Below are 18,836 nucleotides of genomic sequence, written 5' to 3' on the forward strand. Positions count from 1 at the left end.
AAGGTAATCAGACCATGGGATTTAAATGCGGTATTGTGGGCCTGCCGAACGTCGGTAAATCCACCCTGTTCAACGCGCTGACTAAAGCGGGTATCGAAGCAGCCAACTTTCCGTTCTGCACCATCGAGCCAAACACCGGTGTGGTACCAATGCCCGATCTGCGCCTCGATCAGCTGAGCGAGATTGTTAAGCCACAGCGCGTCGTGCCCACCACCATGGAATTCGTCGATATCGCCGGTCTGGTGAAAGGCGCGTCCAAAGGTGAAGGCCTGGGCAACCAGTTCCTGACCAACATCCGTGAAACCGAAGCCATCGGTCACGTGGTGCGCTGCTTTGAAAACGACAACATCATCCACGTTGCGGGTAAAGTTAACCCGGCGGAAGATATTGACGTGATCAACACCGAGCTGGCGCTGTCGGATCTCGATACCTGCGAACGTGCGATTCAGCGTTGCCAGAAGAAAGCCAAAGGCGGCGACAAAGATGCGAAAGCCGAGCTGGCTGCGCTGGAGAAGTGCCTGCCACATCTGTCAGAAGCGGGCATGCTGCGCGCACTGAATCTGGATGCTGACGAGAAAGCGGCCATCCGCTACCTCAGCTTCCTGACGCTGAAGCCAACCATGTACATCGCTAACGTCAACGAAGACGGTTTCGAAAACAATCCGTACCTCGATCAGGTGCGTGCGATTGCCGAAGCCGAAGGTTCGGTGGTGGTGCCAGTGTGTGCTGCCGTTGAATCTGATATCGCTGAGCTGGAAGATGACGAACGCGACGAGTTCATGGCTGAACTGGGTCTGGAAGAGCCGGGCCTGAACCGCGTGATCCGCGCCGGTTATGCGCTGCTCAACCTGCAAACCTACTTCACCGCAGGCGTGAAAGAAGTGCGTGCATGGACCATTCCTGTTGGAGCCACCGCGCCACAGGCGGCGGGTAAAATCCACACTGACTTCGAGAAAGGCTTTATCCGCGCTCAGACCATCGCGTTTGAAGATTTCGTTGCCTTCAAAGGCGAACAAGGTGCGAAAGAAGCCGGTAAAATGCGCTCAGAAGGTAAAGAGTACATTGTAAAAGATGGCGATGTGATGAACTTCTTGTTCAACGTCTAATCTCTTAATCGCAATAAAAAGCCCAGTTAATTAACTGGGCTTTTTTTATAACCAAAATCTCACGTCTTTCAGGCCGCTTTGTCCGTCATCGCCACTCGCGCATCCAGCTCTTCAGGCGTTTTCAGGAATGGCGTCAATACACCGCTCAGAACATAAAGCCCGGCATAAATTCCCAGCACCCCGCCCGCACCCAGCGATGAGTAGAACAGCGCGGTGATGGCAGGTGCGATAAATGCGCCCAAACCTGCGCCCAGATTCAGCACCGACATGGCCGCGCCTTTGCTGTCCGGGGCCAGCAGTGGGAACAGCGCCGAAAGCGGCACATAACCGGCCATGGTAATACCGCACAGGCACAGCACCAATGCCATCACATAGAAGTTGTGGCCCAGCAGCTGCGGCACGGCCCAGACCAAAATCAGCACCGCGGCATAACCAAAGCCACCAACCCACATGATGGTGGTTCGCCAGCCAAACTTATCGCCGAAAAAGCCAAAGAACAGGTTGGCGAAAATCGCCACCAGGAACACCGCCGACCACATATGCAGCCATTCGGTTTTGCTGTAGCCGAAACTGATCAGATAGAGCGGCAGGAAGGTCGCCAGGCCATATTGGGCGATGCCGTTTACCGATTTCACCACCAATCCCATCGCAATCACCGGACGCTGCAGAATGGTGATGCCTTTAATTAACTCCGCCGCGCTGAAAGGATGAATTTCAGATGCCGGTACCACGTCGCGGTTCACCCAAATGCCTAACACGGAGCCGACGACCACAAATACCATGCCGACCCACAGCACATGAATTTCGCCCATCACCGGCAATGCCAGCGAGGAGAAGAACGGACCGATGACGCTCAAACCCAGCGAGAAGGTAAACCAGAACCAACCCACTGCGGTAGAACGGCGCTCCACCGGCGTGCTGTAGTTAATCCAGATGAGAAATGAGTAGGCAAACAGTGGATAACCAATGCCGCGAATGGCATAAAACGGCAGCATCCAGGCCATGTGCATGGTCTTGAGGCCAACGCCGATAAACCCGATACTGCCGATAACAAAGGTGATCAACCCATACAGCATCACTTTGCGCGGGCCGAGGGTTTGCACCAGTACGCCGGTCACCCAGGCCGCCAGCGTCACGGTGACACCGTATGCGGTGATCAGATAAGAGGCTTGCGCGACAGACAGCCCTTTATCCACCAGCCAGATGGCAATCCACGCTTGTTCTACGCCATCGCCGATCATGAATATCGCGAGGCCGATATAGCCCCAAAGCAAGTTTTTAGGCAAACCTATTTTGTCGAACATAGTTTCCCCCGTGTCAGACACTGACTGGTGGTAGTTTATAGAGGTAAGTTTTGATTTTGTTTTTATTCAGCGATGATTTTCATCAGCATGCCCTGCACTTTCAGCGCATCCTGGCTTTTAATCAGCTGATCGATTTCATCAATGCTCAGGCGATCAATAAAGCTGGAGAGCGCTTTATACATGCGAATGTTTTGCGCGCATTCGGCAACCGGATCTTCACGGCTTGGAAAGGTATCGAAATAGATCAGGCCGCTGAAGTTAACGCGTTTTGCGTAATAGATGTATTCCAGCGTCTGCATCAGATGCACAGAACCCAGCATCAATCCATCATCAAAATGGCCATAACCATCATTCAGGTGGAAGCCCACCAGACGGTTTTTGCGTGCCGACTGGAACAGTGAGAAAGCGGGATTCTCTTTCTTCATGATCATGTGACAGAAATCGAGGGTAATACCAAGATTGTCGGAGCCTACATCATCAATCAGCATCAGCGTTGAAGAGACATCACCAATAAAGGAGAAGGTGCGCGGTTCATACGGCTTATATTCAAAACTGAATTGCATATCCGCGTGTGCCTGAGTCACGGTCTGCAGTGCGCTGACCAGCCACTCATAGGCGCGGAAGTAATCCTGCTGGAATGGATAATCGTAACCATCATAGCCAAACCACAGCGTGACGGTATTGCCGCCGAGGTATGTGCACATCTCTGCGGCTTCGAGGGTAATTTCGATGGCTTTTTTACGCAGTGCGGCATCAGGATTGGTGAATTCACCCTCGATGAACTCTTTGTTATAACGCAGTGCGATGCCGCCCACCTGCAAATTGTTATCGGCGATGGTCTGTTTAATCAGCGCTTTATCCTGACCAATAAAGTGCTCCGGATAATTCAGCTCGATATGCGTCAAGCCCGCAACGCTACCCATACGCGTAATAAGATCGCAAGTATCCATGTTGTTCTTCGCCGCAAACAGATCGGCTCTGGAGCGAAATGAATTTATACGTGATGAGAATTTCATTTTTTAAATTACCTTTAATGGGATTTCCATGTTCTTATAAATGAGAATATTCATCAGGTAAATGCGATCAGCTAAATACTACCGCTAATAAAATAAACGGTAGATTTATAATAGTAAAAATTTTACTGCGAGTAAAATCATTGTAATACAATAGCTTAAATGGCTATTTACTGTTAATGAAATAACAATCGCAATAAGGATAGTTTTGTTTTACTGACAGTAAAATGCATCAGTAAAACGTTTTACAACGTGTGATCCAGTTAACACTTTTCCCCTAACTGCCATGCTAGCTTAGCGACAACATTTTTAATGAGCGCGCAAAATGCATAATCGACTTAAAGGCAATGAGATATTCCTGCTGGCTCGCACCCTTGCGCCTGAGCTGGGAAAAAAGGAACGTTCAATTGCACGTTTTATTGACGACAATCCACAGTCATTATCTAAAATGTGCATCACTGATATTGCGAATTATCTGAATGTTAGCGTATCGAGCATTACTAAAGTATCGAAGAAACTCGGCTTTACCGGTTTTCACGATCTGAAAATCAATATTTCCCGGCAAGTCAGCACGCAGGAAGATATCATCGATATTCCGGTAATCCCCGATTCAGAAAAATATGTCGAGCAGGTGATTGAAAGCACCTTTTTAAATTCGGTGCTGGCACTGCAGGATTCCCTGAGCGTGATTAACAGTGCCGTGATAAAAGCAGTGGCGTATCTGTTTATTAATAAACCAGAAAGCGCACGCATAGTTATTGCCGGGTGCGGTGGCTCAGGTTCTATCTGTGATGACTTCAATCATAAGCTGCTGAAGATCGGCATCTTCTCGTCGGTGTTTAGTGACAGCCACAAGCAGCTGATGACCGCCTCATTGATGCAACCCGGCGATATCCTGCTGGCGATTTCTCACTCCGGTCAAACCACGGACATTATTCAGATGGTAAAAGCGGCGAATGAGAACGGCGCAGAAACCATCTGCCTGACCAATTATCCCAACAGCCCACTGAGTTTAATTGCCCGGCACTCGATTATCTCGTCGGTTAAAAACAATCCAATTACCGGAGAGAACGCCACCACGCGCATTGTGCATCTGAATATTCTGGATGCCATCTTTACCCTTATCGCCAGCAAGACCAGCGAAAAAAGTCAGACCAGTTTACACAACACCAGAAATGCGGTTGCGTCCAAGCGCACCGCCAATTAAGGGCCGAAATGATGAAACATAATATTGTTGTTATTGGCAGTCTTAACTACGACATTCTTGTCCAGCAGGATCGCCTGCCGGAAATTGGGGAGACGTTTACCGGCAACGAATTAATGTTGATGCCGGGCGGTAAAGGAGCAAACCAGGCGGTTCAGTGCGCCAAGCTGGGACTGAACGTCAATATGGTGGGCTGTGTGGGCAATGATATTTATGGCAGCGAACTCATAAAATCACTGAATGAAAACGGCGTATCGGTAGATAACATTAGCCAGCGCGGAAAAACCTCCGGCATTGGCATCGTGCAGATTCTGGAATCCGGTGATTACTGCAGCACCATTATTAAAGGCGCAAACTACCTGATTACCGAACCCGATATTCACGATGGATTATTTAGCGATCGGCCTCTGTTAATCCTGCAGTCGGAAATTCCCGATCGTGTGGTTGAACGTGCCATCAGCGTGGCTCGCCGTCACGATTGCCAGATTTTGCTGAACAACGCGCCAGCACGCGAAATCTCTCCGCAGGCGCTGAGTCAGGTCGATTTACTGGTGGTGAATGAGACCGAAGCCAGCTTTATGAGCAATACCGCTGTCACGTCGGTTAAGGAAGCGATGACCTGTGCGGCAGCGCTACAGCAGAAGGTGAATGGCCGGGTGATTATTACGCTGGGCGAGAAAGGCGCGGTGTTATCCGGTGATGCCGGTGCCAGACATTATCCCGCCGTGTTCTGTCCGGATGTGGTGGATACCACCGGCGCAGGGGATTCCTTTATTGGCGGCATCGCCTATTGCCTGGTGAACAACATCGATTTGGAAGAAGCGATTCCTTTCGCGGCTGAAATCAGTTCCTGCTCAATCCAGAAATATGGTGGTCAGAGTTCTTTCCCGATGCTGCCTGATGTGGCGCACGCGCTGACGCAAAATCGCCAGCGCCTGTTTGGTTGAAAAAATACGGACCTGAAGCTCTGAACGGCACCTTTACAACATCAGACCATCAACTTCGCAGCGTTCGTAAACGCCGATTAAGTACTGGCGCGCACCACAAAGTGCCAGTCCATCATAATGCGTTGAGCCGGCGAATCAGGTTGATCGATCTTATTCAGCAGCAAGGTAAAAGCCTTGCGTCCCATAGCGCGCGACGGCTGCGCCAGCGTGCTCAGCGGCGGCGTGACCATTTCGGCGAGGTCGGATCCATCAAACCCCGTCACCGCTATATCCTGCGGCACGCGCAGCCCGGCGGCATGAATGGCTGACAGCGCGCCCGCCGCTAAGGTATCCGACACGGCGAACACGGCATCTGGACGCTCGGGCGCTGCCAGCAAGGCTTCCATCGCCTGTTTGCCGGCATTAAAACTCAGCTCGGTGGCGTACGTGATGGCCTGCCAGCTGCGCGCTTCATGGATAAGTTGCTGCTGATAACCCGCTTGCCGCAGCTGCGCATATTTATAGCTGAGATCGTGGTTGATTAAGGCAATACGCTGTCGTCCCCTGCCCGCCAGAAACGCCACGACGTGCTTTGATGCCTGCACATCATCAATGCCCACGCAGGAGACATCACCGGCATCGGCGTATTCCGCGCATTGCACCCACGGCGTTTCGCCAATCAGCTGCGCCAGTTCTGGCAACTTACTGAACGCATCCATAGTGATAATGCCATCCACCATTTTCCCGGCCAGCAATTGCAAACTGGAGCGGGAGCGCTCGATGTCTGAGCCAGAATTGCACAACAGAATGCGATAACTGTTTTTCTCCGCCTGCTCCTCAATGCCTTTCACCAACTCGGCGCAAAAGGGATTGGAGATATCCGACACCATCACGAGAATCATTGAGCTACGCGCAGTACGCAACTGACGCGCTAATAAATTTGGCTGGTAATTACTTGCTTTAATAGCGTGCAGGACTTTCTCACGATTCAGCGCTTTTACCGTATCGCTGTTATTCAGTACCCGTGAAACTGTTGCCACAGAAACGCCCGCTAAGCGGGCGATTTTTTGGATGGACATGCTTGCAACTCTTGCTCAGTCAGATACTACGGAGGCTAGCATAATTTCGCGCCCGCCTTAATCATGCGAATCTGCCGCACTCAGCCCCAACTGCGCGCGGATGCTGGCCGCCTGCTGCGGTTGTGCGGCAAAGTCATCGAATGCCCGTTCGGCCACCGGAATGATGTGGCGACGAATGAAGTCGGCGCCCTCGCGCGCGCCGGTTTCCGCCTCTTTCAGGCAACACTCCCACTCCAGCACCGCCCAACCGGCATAATCGTATTGCGCCAGCTTGCTGAAAATGGCCGGGAAATCGATCTGTCCGTCACCGGGTGAGCGGAAGCGACCAGCACGATCTATCCAGCGCTGATAACCGCCATACACACCGCTGCGTCCATTCAGCAGATATTCGGCATCTTTAACGTGAAAGGCCTTAATGCGCTGATGGTAGATATCGATGAACTGCAGATAATCGATATGCTGCAAGTGCAAGTGGCTGGGATCGAACAAGATGTTGCAGCGCGGGTGATTGTTCACTAACGCCAGGAAGCGTTCAAACGTCACGCCATCGTGAAGATCTTCACCAGGATGGATCTCGTAGCAGACATCAATGCCGTAGCGGTCAAACTCGTCCAGCACCGGCAGCCAGCGCCGCGCCAGCTCTGAGAAAGCTTCACTCAATAGCTGAGGATTGTGTGGCGGCCACGGATAGAGATATGGCCAGGCCAGCGAACCGGAGAACGTCGCGTGGGCCTGCAATCCCAGGTTGGCTGACGCGGCCGCTGCCAGCTTCACCGTCTGAATCGCCCACGCGGTGCGCTTTTCTTTGTCGCCGTGCAAGGCGGCGGGTGCAAAGCCGTCGAAGGCGCGATCGTGCGCCGGATGGACGGCAATCAGCTGGCCCTCCAGGTGCGTCGATAATTCACTGATCTGCAAGCCGTAGTTCGCCAGCAAACCCGTCACTTCATCGCAATAGGTTTGACTGGTTGCGGCGCGCGGCAGATCAAAAATTAGCGGGTGATTACAAGGCATCTGTAGCGCCTTATAACCGAGCGCAGAGGCCCATTGCGCCAACCCTGCCAGCGAATTAAACGGTGGCTGCTGCCCAATAAACTGCGCGAGAAAAATTCCCGGTCCTTTTAACGTTTTCACTTACACCTCCCGTCAATCAAACCGCTTCATCCCGGTATTTAAAGGTGAAGAGGAAAAGAACGGCGATCACCGCTGCGGCAATTGCGGGGATCCACCAGAATGTTGCCCAGTTTTGTGCCGTGCCCTGTCCGGCAATCAGGCGGTTATACAGCGCGCCCGAGATCTGCGAACCCAGCAGCATGCCAATACCGTAGGTGAACATCACCACCATGCTCTGCGCCTGCCCTTTCACTTTCTCGCCGGCGATGCGGTCGGTGTAGATAAAGCCCACCACAAAGAAGAAGTCATAACAGACACCGTGCAGCAGAATGCCCATGTAGATCAGTGCGCGGCTTTCATCGTTCATGCCCATGGCAAACAGCGCGTAGCGCACAAACCACGCCACCATGCCGACCAGCAACATGTATTTGACGCCAAGGCGGCGGAACAGCAGCGGGATCACCAGCATGAAGACGATTTCCGACATCTGACCAAATGACATCGCGGTACTGACGTTACTCACGCCCGCATCCGCCAGCCAGGACGCCGTGTAGGCGTAATAGGTGCCGAGCGGGATGGAGATCAAGGTGGCGCAGAGAGCAAACACGAAGAAGTGACGGATTTTCAGCAGCGCAAAAGCATCCGCGCAGAACAGATCGCGTACTTTTAGCGGCATGCCTTTCGCCGGTGCAGGCGTATGCGGCAGCGTCAGACTGTAAATTGCCAACGCCACCGAGCAGATTGCGGCCAGGGTGAAAATCGCGGTACTGGAGGCGATGCCGGTAACACCAATAAAGATGCCCGCCACAATCCAGCCAATGGTGCCGAACACCCGCACCACCGGAAAACTTTTGTCACTGCTGGCCAGGCTGTGAAAGGCAATGTTGTTAGAGAGCGCCAGCGTCGGCATAAAACACAACGTATAGCCAAACAGCAAGCCAATCAGCAGCGCGCCGTTTTCGGCCACCAGCGCGCCCGGGACAAACCATAAAATCACCGCGCCCGCCAGGTTCATCACCGCCATGACTTTCTGTGAAGGGAAGAAGCGGTCAACCAACATGCCCAGCACAAAAGGCGACAGAATTGAGGCGATCGGCCCTGCTGAGAAAGCATCACCAATCAGCAATGACATGTTGTGCTGCGTCATCACCAGCCCGAGCGTAACGGACCAGCTTCCCCAAATGAAAAACTGCATGAACATCATCAATGACAAGCGGGGAATCAGCAGACGCTGCTGCCTCGCCGCGATCTCAGAACCTGTAGTTGTCGAAACCATGCTGACCTCACGCCAAAAAGAAATCGATTACATTCCACAGAGAGAAACAAAGTAATCGATTACTTTGAGCAGTTCCTGGTGACCGATCACAATTCTTTTACAAGTGACCCGAGCATCACCGAGCGGCTTAGGCTGACAGTGATTGCACGCGCAGCCTTGCTGATTTGCACTATCCTGTGCGGGAGAGATTTTAATGACGATTCAGAGGAATGGGATGAGCGCCGATAACGAACATGAAAACAGTGCAGAAACGCTACTGCAAAGCGGGCAAGCCTGGAATGGCCAGCATATTGAACACTATCCAGCCGGTAAGCCCGAGATCACGGTGATGAAGATGACCCTTCCTGCACATTCCGAGCTGCCGTGGCATACGCATCCGATGCCGAATACCGCGTATATTTTATCGGGATCGCTGACTATCGAAGACAAAGCCAGCGGCGAGACTAAAACGTTTAACGCTGGCGAAGCCTTTAATGAATCCATCGACATTGCCCATCGTGGTTTCACCACGAATCAGCGTGCCGAGCTGATTATTTTCTACGCCGGGGTTGAGGGCATGGAACTCTCTATTCCGCTGCCGGGTGAAGAAGCCGAATATTAATTATTCAGCAGCGCCTGTTTAAACGAATAGATATGCACCCGCGCCGCCTCTTCCGCTAGCTCGGCATTTCCCTGCTCCAGCGCCGCAATGATCGCTTCGTGTTCGGCGATGACTTCGTTCATGTGCGCAGCGCTGGAAAGCGTGGTGGCCCAGAAGCGCTGCGCCTGCGCGTGGATAATGCTGAGAATATCGGCCAGCCGACCGTTGGCGGCGATGTCCGCCAGTACCTGATGAAATTCGCGGTCCAGCAGCATCATCTGTTCGCGATCGCGTGAGGCGCTGGCATTGGCAATGCGCTGATTCATCTCCCGCAGATAGATGATCTGCGCCGCATTGACCCGCTGCGAAGCCAGCCGCAAGCAAAGCGCCTCATTCACCAGACGCACCTCAATTAACTCCAGCGCATCATCAATTGACAGCGGCGACACCATCACGCCCTTGCGCGGGATAATCTGCAACAGCCCTTCCGTCTCCAGTCGATGCACCGCCTGATTCACCGGCGTTCTGCCCATCTCAAGATCATCCATCACCTGCGCGATATTGAGATAGTCGCCCGGTTTGTAGCGCAGCGTGATCAGCCGGTGCTTGAACGCCAGATAGGCGCGCTCGTTAAGCGAAATGCTTTTCGGGGTCGTCGGCGAGCTCACATTTTCAGCCATCACATTACTCATCACGCAAATCCTTATTAGGTAACTGAGACATATTACACAAAAACCTGGCATGAAAATGGCTAGATTGAAATCACAGTGAAATTTCACACGCATTTCTCACCTGGAGATCGATCCCATGCAATTACGGTTTACAACAGATTACGCCGATGCGGCAGTGCTGGATGTTGAGATTAATCAACTTGTTATCGCGGGCTGGGTAGGACGCGATCAGGAAGCGGTGCTGCACCATATCAGGGAGCTGGAAGCGCTGGGCGTGCCCGCTCCTGGTGCAGTGCCGCTGTTTTATCGCGTCGCAACCAATCAATTAACTCAGGAAACGCAGCTGGAGGTGGTCGGCGATCAGACGTCCGGTGAAGCTGAACCCTTTGTGTTTTTCCATCGCGGCGAATATTGGGTTTCGCTGATTTCTGATCATACCGATCGTCATCTGGAAACGTTCAGCGTAGCGCTATCGAAACAGGCGTGCATCAAACCGGTGGCCGGTCACGCGTGGCGCATGGCGGACGTCAAAGCGCACTGGGATCAGCTGGAGCTGCGCGCCTGGATCAACGTCAACGGTGATTGGGTGACTTATCAGCAAGGCGCCCTCTCCTCGCTGCTGACGCCACTTGATCTGCTAAGCCGCTATTTTGCCGCGGGCCAGGTTGAGGAAGGTTTCGCCATGTCGTGCGGCACGCTCAGCGCCATCGGCGGGATTCGCCCTGCCAGTGAATTCCGTATGGCGCTGCACGATCCGGTGCTGAACCGCACGCTGGAACACACCTACATCACTGGCTCGCTGCCGGTTATCGCCTGAGGTTCTCTATGACAACGTTATGGCAAGCGAGCCAGCAGCTGCTCGCCGGGCAAATCAGCCCTGAAACCCCGACCCAGCATGCACTGAGTGCAATTGCAGCGGAAAGCGGAGAAGGCAAACGCGTCTTCACTAAGGTGTATACCGCTGCTGCGCGCCAGCAGGCCGAACAAGCCGGCGCGCGCTGGCAGCAGCAACAGCCACGCAGCGCGATTGATGGTCTGCCCATCAGCATTAAAGATCTGTTTGATGTCGCCGGAGAAGTCACTACCGCCGGCTCCCGCTTGCTCAGTAGCGCCAGCCCAGCCGCGGCGAACGCCAGCATGGTGGATCGGCTGCAGCAGGCTGGTGCCGCCATCGTTGGCAAAACCAATATGAGCGAGTTCGCCTTCACCGGCCTCGGCGTCAATCCGCATTACGGCACACCCGCCAATCCGTGGCAGCGCGCGCAGCAGCGCATTCCGGGCGGTTCCTCTTCCGGTGCGGCAGTCGCGGTGAGCGACGGCATGTGTCTGGCGGCGGTTGGCACCGATACCGGCGGTTCGGTGCGCATTCCGGCGGCGCTGTGCGGCTTAACCGGTTTTAAACCGAGCGCCAGCCGCATCGATCAACGCGGAACGCTGCCGCTGGCGGCATCGCTCGACAGCATCGGTGTGATCGCTCACGACGTGCGCAGCTGCTGGTTGCTCGATAGCGTGATCGCCGATCGGCCCCTCACAATCGATGAGCGGAATCTGTCAGAAGCGCATTTCGTCATCCCGCAGACGCGCGTGCTGGCTGGCCTTGACGAACACGTCAGCGCCGCCTGGCGGCATACGCTTGATGTGCTGTGCGCGCAGGGCGTGAAAATCACCGAGCTGCCGCTGCCAGAGCTGGCAGAACTGGACTCCATTAACGCGCGTGGCGGCATTACCGCGTGGGAAGCCTGGCAATGGCATCAGCATTACGCCCAATCCCAGCCAGAAGCCTATGATCCGCAGGTGCTGACGCGCATTAATCGCGGCAGCTTACTGAACGAAGAGGATGCCGCCGAACTTTACCAACTGCGCGCCGACTGGAAACAGCGCGTCGAGCAGGCGGTTGCGCCTTTCGACGGCATCCTGATGCCGACGGTGCCGTTGATCGCGCCGACGCTGACTGAGCTCGACGATCCCGCGCGTTATATGCAGGTCAATCTGCTGATGCTGCGCAATACCAGCGTGATCAACATGCTGGATGGCTGTTCGATTTCTCTGCCTTGTCATCAGCCCGGCGCTGCGCCGGTTGGCCTGATGCTCTCTTCCACCCATGGCAACGATGCTGCATTACTCAGCTGGGCTGCCGCGATTGAAACCACCCTGAAACGGAGTAGCTGATCATGACTCAACCCCACGGCATGCTGTTTGTCGCCACCCATATCGATGCTGCAGATGAAGCGGATTTCAACCAATGGTACGACCACGAACACGTTGAAGAGCGCGTGGCCATCAGCGGCTTTCTTAGCGGCACGCGTTATCAGGCGGTGGATGCCGAACGCAAATACCTCGGCCTGTATGAAACCGCATCGCTGGAAGCCTTTACCAGCGCCGATTATCACGCCGCCTTCACGCGCCAGACCGAATGGTCGGTGAAGAACCTCAGCAAAATGGTCAATCCGATGCGCCGCGTCTGCGCCATCTCGCATCAGCATGGACAAGGCACCGGTAGCCATCTGGCGGTGCTGACCTTAAAAGCGGGTACAGATGTTGCATCGCTGGGCAGCTGGCAAAGCAGCGTGCAGCAAACGCCCGGCTATATCGCCTCACGTTTGCTGACGCCTGACACCACGCTGAGCTCGCCGCTGCCACGGGAAACCAGCGCAACGCGACCAATGCATCCGATGCTGCTGCTGACCTGCCGCGACGCCCAAGTGTGTAAAACCCTCGCCGCCGATGCCGCGCAGGCACTCAACGCGGACGTACAGCTCTACTCCCTCAGCTGGCAGTTAACCCAACAGGAGATGGCTCATGGCTAATACCGATTCAACGTTGCCGCACGCGTCAGGCGCGCGCTCCAGCCACAGCAAAACCGGTCGCCTCGCGGCGGCTAGCTCCATCGGTACCGCGCTGGAGTGGTATGACTTCACGGTCTACAACATCATGGCGGCGCTGGTGTTTAACCACGTCTTTTTCCCCAGCTTTGATCCGCTGGTCGGTACCATTCTGGCGTTCTCCACCTATGCAGTCGGCTACATTTCCCGTCCGGTGGGCGGCTTTATCTTTGGTCATCTTGGCGATGTCGCCGGGCGTAAAGCAGTATTGATCACCACCCTGGTGATTATGGGCGTCACCACCGCGCTGATGGGCCTGCTGCCTGGCTATGCGGTGTGGGGCATCTGGAGTCCGGTGCTGTTGGTGGCCTTGCGCTTTATTCAGGGTATTGCATTAGGCGGCGAATGGGCCGGTGCAGTGTTGCTGTCGATGGAGCATGGCGATGCCAACAAGCGTGGCCGTAACGCCTCGTTTGCGCAGGTAGGTCCCTCGTGCGGTACCTTGATTGGCACCGGATTTATCACGCTGGTAACGGTTGCGTTGAGCGGCGAGCAGTTTCAGGAGTGGGGATGGCGCATTCCGTTCCTGCTGAGTCTGCTGCTGGTGATGTTTGGCTTATGGCTGCGTCGCGGCGTAGAAGAGACGCCAACCTTTGTCGCGATGCAGCAGGCGGAGAAAACCACGCATACACCGCTGAAAGAGGTGTTTGTTCGCTATCCGCGTGAGCTACTGATCGCTGGCAGTTCACGTATCGGCTCCGACGTGTTGTATGCGTTGGTGGTGGTGTTCACCCTCACCTACGTCACCACCGTGCTGCAACTGCCGCGTCCGCTGGCGTTAATGGCCACTATGCTCGGCGCAATTGGCAATGCGATTACGGTGCCGATGTTTGGTGCGCTCTCCGACAAGCTCGGCCGTCGTCCGGTCTACATTGCCGGTGCGCTGCTGGCAATCGTTTGGTCGTTTGTGTTCTTTGTGCTGCTGGATAGCTCACAGCCGGTGCTGATTGTGCTGGCGGTCATTGGCGGCTTGCTGATTCATGCGGTGATGTACGGACCGCAGGCGGCGTTTGTCACCGAACAGTTCCCCAGCCACGTGCGCTACGCCGGATCGTCACTGGCTTACACGCTGGCAGGAATCATTGGCGGTGGCTTTGCGCCCCTGATCATCACGACCTTGTATAAAGAGATGGGCAGCACGCTGTGGGTATCGCTGTATGTCAGCCTGGCGTTGCTGATCACGCTGTTTGCGTTGTGGAAGGCGAAAGAGACCGCGCATCGCCCGCTTTAATCAGAGAGGTGTTTGGCGAGGGATTGCCAGACTTCAGCAGAGGAGAACAACAAGGCGCGGCACGCGCGACCCTATTAGTGCAGTTTTTTCGCCAGGATACGAATGGCTTTCTCGCAGGCGACTTTGGTTTTGCTGTCGGTGGAGCGCAAACTTAGGCGATACAACGCGCCTATGAGTTCCTGAACGGTAAGCGCTTCATCAGGACGCAGGATACGTGTCACTACCCTGCCCACCAATGCGCGAATCTCTTCCGTAATATCTGAATCTTCGTCTTTCACTTGCCCTCCGTCTTTACGCTTCGCTTATTTAGGAAGTATCCGACTCCTAATTAGACAAATTTTAGTCCAGCAGCTTCATAACTAACTTGATGGTTTCTGGTTCATCTTTTACATCGGTGATCTTGCCCACAACGCGCATGCCAAAGGCGATGCAGAGGATCAATCCCGCGGCGGTGTCCACATCCAGATTGGGCGTGACCGAGCCATCTTCCTGGCCCATTTTGAGCAGCGAGGCGAGGAAGTTTTTATTACGAATGACCGCTTCACTCACCAGTTGCGAAAGATCGTCATCCAGCACCTGCAGCTCTACCGCGCTGCCCACCACTAAACAGCCGGTGCGACCTTCCACCGCCCGCGCGGAATCAAGGTAAAACTGCAGCAGCTCGCCGAGCTTCTCGCGGCCGCTGGTGAACTGTGCCAGACGCTGGCGCAGATCGGCATTACGCACCGAAAGATAGCGTTCAAACACCAGCAGAAACAAGCTGCGTTTATCTTTAAAAGCCTTGTAGATGCTGCCCGCTGTCAACCCCATCGCTTCGCCCAGATCGTTAAGTGAAGCCGCATGAAACCCCTTCTGACGAAAAACAATCATGGCTTTGTCCAGAGCCTGTTCGATATCGAACTCTCTTGGGCGGCCACGTTCTCTGCTTTTCATGTCGGTGGGTTGCGTTTTACTCATACGGATGGCATCAGGGAATGCGGGTTTCCAAAAGTTGACGGAAATGTCTTATCGGCGGTTACTATATCGCAACCCGGCATTGTCTGTATAGCCGGGCGAACATAATGCCTTATAGAGCAAAGAGTTAGTGAATAACTTTTTGCTATTATCGGTTTTTTTTCTCCACGCTGGCTCCCACAATCGCAAATTTATGAGTCAGCTCACAGCTCAGGCAAGCAAAGCGCAAATCCTGTGCCAGGATTAATTCACCCGCTGGCATCAGGCCAGCGAAGGGCAGCACACAGTCACCACGAAATAGGGAGATCAACATGAACGAAGATCGTATTAGCGGCAACTGGAAGCAGTTCAAAGGGAAAGTGAAGGAAAAATGGGGCGACCTGACCGATGATGACATGACCGTGGTTGAAGGAAAACGCGATCAGCTGGTCGGCAAAATCCAGGAACGCTACGGTTATGAAAAAGACCGTGCGGAGAAAGAAGTTAAAGAGTGGGAAGATTCGAATAAGTACCGCTGGTAACGCCGCGCCGTTATGCCGGACAACTTTGTCCGGCATACAGCGATCAGTGCTGCGTTGAGTCATCCGCCGAAACGTTTTTCGCTCTAAAGCTCATCACGTTCTCTTCCGATTGTTCAACCTTGTCGGCTGTGCTGCTGTTCGTCACCAGCTCTAAAGCCAGTCTGGCGATCCGTACCTCTTCCGCCGTCACACCCGCATGTATCATCTTCTCTAATTGCGCGAGCAGCGTGGTACGCGAAACCGGCGCATCCTGGTTAAATAATTCCATCACCGCATCACCAATCGCGATGTCGCATAACTGTTTGTCATTACTGTTTTTCATGGGCTCTCTGTAATCGTCTCAACCAACCCTGGCCGGGGGATCCTGACGTGGCTGAGCATACCCACTGAGAAAAAAACGTCAAATACAAAAAAGTGTCGATGCAATCGAAAATGCATAGACATACAACGCTTGCGGCAGCTGAACGTCACGCCGCAAACGTTAGTCTGGCTTAGCCGCCAACCCGCTCCTGCAGAGCAGCAGGATAACGTTCAACAATCACTCTGTAAGTTCCGCATCGCCGTGCAGCTCGCGCGCCATGATCGGCATGGCGGGCAGATAGATATCCGTGGAAAACGAAGTGATCACCATTAACCCACTCAGAATGAGGATAAACGGCAAACCACTCGACTTGACGGTAAAGGATTACGTACGCATTGAGGCGTGATCCATGTTGAATTCCAGCGAGATCGAATTCATCCATGTTAGCGGATGTGATTGTGAAGATAATGGCGTGAAATGACGTTGCGCCAGGGAGGAAATTCATTAATCAAAGTTGCCGCATATCGTGATCTGCTATGCCTGGAAATAATCCAGATGCCATGAGACACTCTGGCTTATTCCGTCAAAATATCTATTTCACGCCATGAAAACCTTTCTGATTATTGTGCCCGACGGCGGCATGCTGTTTGAAGCGGCGGGTATCGCCGATATCCTGATGCGCGCCAATCAGCATCTGCCGGTTGGCGTCGATCAGCAACGCTATCGCGTTAGCCTCGCCACCACCCAATCGCATCAGGTGATCCACGGCCAATCCGGCCTCAATCTATTAGCCGATCTCAAGCTGGCCGATCTCGATCCGCGCACTGCGTGGGACACCATCATGATCACCGGGCGCGGCGACAGCGTGGAAGAAGGCAATATGGTGGTCGATTTCATCAAGCTGGCGGCTCCGCAGGCGCGCCGCGTGGTGTCGGTATGTGGCGGCGCGATGCTGCTGGCGGAATCCGGCTTGCTGGCAGGTCGCCGCGCCACCACGCACTGGCGCTTGCTCGATACCTTGCAATCGCGCTATCCCGAGATTCAGGTGGAAGGCGGTCCGCTGTTTATTCAGGACGGACCGATCTGGACCTCCGGCGGCGTCAGCTCGGGCTTTGACCTGACATTAGCGCTGGTGGAAGAGGATTTCGGCTTTAGCGTGGCGCGTGATATCGCGCAGGATATGGTGATGTATCTGCGCCGTCCGGGCGGACAGATGCAGTTCAGCCGCTTTCATCTGCAAACGCCGAGCGGCATTGGCCCGATCGGTGAACTGCAGCGCTGGGTCCGCGCCAACCTCGCCGAAGATCTCTCAGTCGAGAAACTGGCGGAGCGCGTCGCCATGAGCCCGCGCAACTTTACCCGCGTGTTCACCCGTGAAACCGGCGCACCGCCCGCGCGCTATGTGGCCGAAGCGCGCCTCGCCGCCGCGCGTGAACTGCTGGAGCAAAGCAACGACACACTGGAGCGCATCGCACAACATACCGGCTTTGGTAGCAGCATCAATTTACGCCGCAGCTTTGAGCGTCAACTGCATCTCACGCCGGGTGAATATCGCCAGCGCTTCCACTGTCGGAAATTGGCGTAAAGTGATCCTTTTTTGGCGTTTACGCCACAGTGCCATCGGCTTAGAGTGACTCCAGCATCTTCGGAAAAGGAATCAATCATGACTAAGATCGGCATTAAAGGCTTTGGCCGTATCGGACGTAACGTTTTTCGTGCAGCGCTGGGCAGCGATGATATTGAAATCGTCGCCATCAACGACCTCACCGACAGTAAAACTCTCGCGCATCTGTTGAAACACGACTCCCTGCTCGGCAGGCTACCGGCGGAAGTGGAAGCCGGTGAAGGCGAATTGCGCATTGATGGCAAAGCGGTGCGCGTGTTCAGCGAGCGCGATCCGGCGAATATTCGCTGGCGCGATGTCGGCGTGGATATCGTGATTGAAGCCACCGGCTTCTTCACCGAACGCGACAAAGCCGCAGTGCATATCACCAGCGGCGGTGCTAAGCGCGTGATTATCTCCGCGCCGGGCAAGAACGATGACCTGACAATTGTGCTGGGCGTGAACGATCAACGTTACGATCCGCAGCAACACTTTGTGGTGAGTAACGGCAGCTGCACCACCAACGGCTTAGCGCCAGCGGCGGCGGTGCTGCACCAGGCGTTTGGTATCGAGCACGGTTTAATGAACACCACGCTTGCTTATACCAACAGCCAGGTGCTGCACGATCAGCCGGAGAAAGATCTGCGCGGCGCGCGGGCGGCGGCGTTGTCGATTGTGCCTTACTCAAGCGGTGCGGCGAAGGCGCTCGGTCGGGTGATTCCGGAGCTGGAGGGTCGATTAACCGGCTATTCCCTGCGCGTGCCGGTGGTGTCGATTGTGGATTTGACCGTGACGCTGAAACGCGACGTGACAGAAGAAGAGGTGAATGACGCGTTTAAAGCCGCGGCGGCAGAAGGTCCGCTGAAGGGGATTCTGGGATACAGCGACGAGCCGCTGGTATCGAGCGATTATCAGGGCGATGCCCGTTCATCGATTATTGATGGGCTTTCGACGCTGGTGATTGGTGGCAATCTGGTGAAGATCCTTGCCTGGTACGATAACGAATGGGGCTTTTCCAATCGTCTGGTGGATTTAGCGCGGTTGATGGCAAAACGCGGGTTGTAAGGTATAACGG

General features: G+C 54.5%; 20 protein-coding genes and 1 pseudogene. 11 read left to right on the top strand and 10 right to left on the bottom strand.

Annotated elements, in window-relative coordinates; all coding sequences use genetic code 11:
• Window positions 1-14: 14 nt before the first annotated feature.
• Window positions 15-1,106: a redox-regulated ATPase YchF gene (gene ychF / locus DEU53_RS06075; RefSeq protein ID WP_008107633.1), complete on the top strand. Its 1,092-nt coding sequence runs from the start codon at window positions 15-17 to the stop codon at window positions 1,104-1,106.
• Between the two features lie 68 nt (window positions 1,107-1,174).
• Here the strand turns inward: ychF and DEU53_RS06080 are convergent, their stop codons facing one another.
• On the bottom strand, window positions 1,175-2,410 hold the full coding sequence (locus DEU53_RS06080) for an MFS transporter (RefSeq protein ID WP_110866351.1): 1,236 nt from the start codon (window positions 2,408-2,410) through the stop codon (window positions 1,175-1,177).
• Between the two features lie 62 nt (window positions 2,411-2,472).
• Window positions 2,473-3,426 (bottom strand): sugar phosphate isomerase/epimerase, encoded by a 954-nt coding sequence (locus DEU53_RS06085; RefSeq protein WP_110866352.1) that lies wholly within the window; start codon window positions 3,424-3,426, stop codon window positions 2,473-2,475.
• Between the two features lie 322 nt (window positions 3,427-3,748).
• Here DEU53_RS06085 and DEU53_RS06090 point away from each other — a divergent pair, with 322 nt between their 5' ends.
• Both DEU53_RS06090 and DEU53_RS06095 read left to right on the top strand, forming a co-directional pair.
• Window positions 3,749-4,630, top strand: coding sequence for an SIS domain-containing protein (locus DEU53_RS06090; RefSeq protein ID WP_110866353.1), 882 nt, complete (start codon window positions 3,749-3,751; stop codon window positions 4,628-4,630).
• 11 nt (window positions 4,631-4,641) lie between these two features.
• Window positions 4,642-5,574 (top strand): ribokinase, encoded by a 933-nt coding sequence (locus DEU53_RS06095; protein WP_110866354.1) that lies wholly within the window; start codon window positions 4,642-4,644, stop codon window positions 5,572-5,574.
• A gap of 77 nt (window positions 5,575-5,651) precedes the next feature.
• Here DEU53_RS06095 and DEU53_RS06100 read toward each other — a convergent pair whose 3' ends face one another.
• Genes DEU53_RS06100 through DEU53_RS06110 form a run of 3 tightly spaced genes read right to left on the bottom strand, consistent with a single transcriptional unit; the run spans window position 5,652 to window position 9,018 of the window.
• Window positions 5,652-6,632 (bottom strand): LacI family DNA-binding transcriptional regulator, encoded by a 981-nt coding sequence (locus tag DEU53_RS06100; RefSeq protein WP_110866355.1) that lies wholly within the window; start codon window positions 6,630-6,632, stop codon window positions 5,652-5,654.
• Between the two features lie 57 nt (window positions 6,633-6,689).
• Entirely contained in the window at window positions 6,690-7,763 is a 1,074-nt protein-coding gene (locus DEU53_RS06105) for a sugar phosphate isomerase/epimerase (protein WP_110866356.1), read from the bottom strand.
• A 16-nt stretch (window positions 7,764-7,779) separates the two neighbouring features.
• The gene (locus tag DEU53_RS06110; RefSeq protein ID WP_110866357.1) at window positions 7,780-9,018 is read right to left on the bottom strand and encodes an MFS transporter; all 1,239 of its coding nucleotides are present in this window, start codon (window positions 9,016-9,018) and stop codon (window positions 7,780-7,782) included.
• Window positions 9,019-9,232: 214 nt separating this feature from the next.
• Between DEU53_RS06110 and DEU53_RS06115 the strand changes: the two genes are divergently transcribed.
• Window positions 9,233-9,619: a cupin domain-containing protein gene (locus DEU53_RS06115; protein ID WP_199559675.1), complete on the top strand. Its 387-nt coding sequence runs from the start codon at window positions 9,233-9,235 to the stop codon at window positions 9,617-9,619.
• On the opposite strand, the gene DEU53_RS06120 is transcribed toward DEU53_RS06115, so the two are convergent.
• Complete coding sequence (locus tag DEU53_RS06120; RefSeq protein ID WP_110866359.1) at window positions 9,616-10,290, bottom strand: GntR family transcriptional regulator; 675 nt, start codon at window positions 10,288-10,290, stop codon at window positions 9,616-9,618. The genes DEU53_RS06115 and DEU53_RS06120 overlap by 4 nt on opposite strands.
• Before the next feature lie 115 nt (window positions 10,291-10,405).
• Here DEU53_RS06120 and DEU53_RS06125 point away from each other — a divergent pair, with 115 nt between their 5' ends.
• From DEU53_RS06125 to DEU53_RS06140, 4 genes are read left to right on the top strand one after another with little or no spacing between them, the layout of a single operon-like run.
• A complete protein-coding gene (locus DEU53_RS06125) occupies window positions 10,406-11,086 on the top strand; it encodes a DUF2848 domain-containing protein (protein WP_110866360.1) in 681 nt (226 codons plus the stop codon).
• An 8-nt stretch (window positions 11,087-11,094) separates the two neighbouring features.
• On the top strand, window positions 11,095-12,438 hold the full coding sequence (locus tag DEU53_RS06130; RefSeq protein WP_110866361.1) for an amidase: 1,344 nt from the start codon (window positions 11,095-11,097) through the stop codon (window positions 12,436-12,438).
• A gap of 2 nt (window positions 12,439-12,440) precedes the next feature.
• Window positions 12,441-13,076, top strand: a complete 636-nt coding sequence (locus tag DEU53_RS06135; protein ID WP_110866362.1) for a DUF4286 family protein — start codon at window positions 12,441-12,443, stop codon at window positions 13,074-13,076.
• Window positions 13,069-14,382, top strand: coding sequence for an MFS transporter (locus DEU53_RS06140; RefSeq protein ID WP_110866363.1), 1,314 nt, complete (start codon window positions 13,069-13,071; stop codon window positions 14,380-14,382). The genes DEU53_RS06135 and DEU53_RS06140 overlap by 8 nt, the downstream gene beginning before the upstream one ends.
• 74 nt (window positions 14,383-14,456) lie before the next feature.
• Here DEU53_RS06140 and DEU53_RS06145 read toward each other — a convergent pair whose 3' ends face one another.
• Window positions 14,457-14,660, bottom strand: a complete 204-nt coding sequence (locus tag DEU53_RS06145) for a hypothetical protein (protein WP_101764092.1) — start codon at window positions 14,658-14,660, stop codon at window positions 14,457-14,459.
• A gap of 61 nt (window positions 14,661-14,721) precedes the next feature.
• Window positions 14,722-15,339: a TetR/AcrR family transcriptional regulator gene (locus tag DEU53_RS06150; protein ID WP_110866364.1), complete on the bottom strand. Its 618-nt coding sequence runs from the start codon at window positions 15,337-15,339 to the stop codon at window positions 14,722-14,724.
• 308 nt (window positions 15,340-15,647) lie between these two features.
• Here DEU53_RS06150 and DEU53_RS06155 point away from each other — a divergent pair, with 308 nt between their 5' ends.
• Window positions 15,648-15,857, top strand: coding sequence for a CsbD family protein (locus tag DEU53_RS06155; protein ID WP_007892931.1), 210 nt, complete (start codon window positions 15,648-15,650; stop codon window positions 15,855-15,857).
• 43 nt (window positions 15,858-15,900) lie between these two features.
• Here the strand turns inward: DEU53_RS06155 and DEU53_RS06160 are convergent, their stop codons facing one another.
• Complete coding sequence (locus DEU53_RS06160; protein WP_101764090.1) at window positions 15,901-16,179, bottom strand: hypothetical protein; 279 nt, start codon at window positions 16,177-16,179, stop codon at window positions 15,901-15,903.
• Window positions 16,180-16,401: 222 nt separating this feature from the next.
• Window positions 16,402-16,518 (bottom strand): annotated as a pseudogene (locus DEU53_RS06165) (Bcr/CflA family drug resistance efflux transporter); the annotation flags it as partial.
• A gap of 244 nt (window positions 16,519-16,762) precedes the next feature.
• Here DEU53_RS06165 and DEU53_RS06170 point away from each other — a divergent pair.
• Both DEU53_RS06170 and gap read left to right on the top strand, forming a co-directional pair.
• Window positions 16,763-17,743, top strand: coding sequence for a GlxA family transcriptional regulator (locus DEU53_RS06170; protein ID WP_110866365.1), 981 nt, complete (start codon window positions 16,763-16,765; stop codon window positions 17,741-17,743).
• Between the two features lie 78 nt (window positions 17,744-17,821).
• The gene (gap, locus tag DEU53_RS06175) at window positions 17,822-18,826 is read left to right on the top strand and encodes a type I glyceraldehyde-3-phosphate dehydrogenase (RefSeq protein ID WP_110866366.1); all 1,005 of its coding nucleotides are present in this window, start codon (window positions 17,822-17,824) and stop codon (window positions 18,824-18,826) included.
• Window positions 18,827-18,836: the final 10 nt, after the last annotated feature.

The sequence above is a fragment of the Pantoea sp. AG1095 genome (assembly GCF_003208415.1).
Classification (GTDB): domain Bacteria; phylum Pseudomonadota; class Gammaproteobacteria; order Enterobacterales; family Enterobacteriaceae; genus Pantoea; species Pantoea leporis.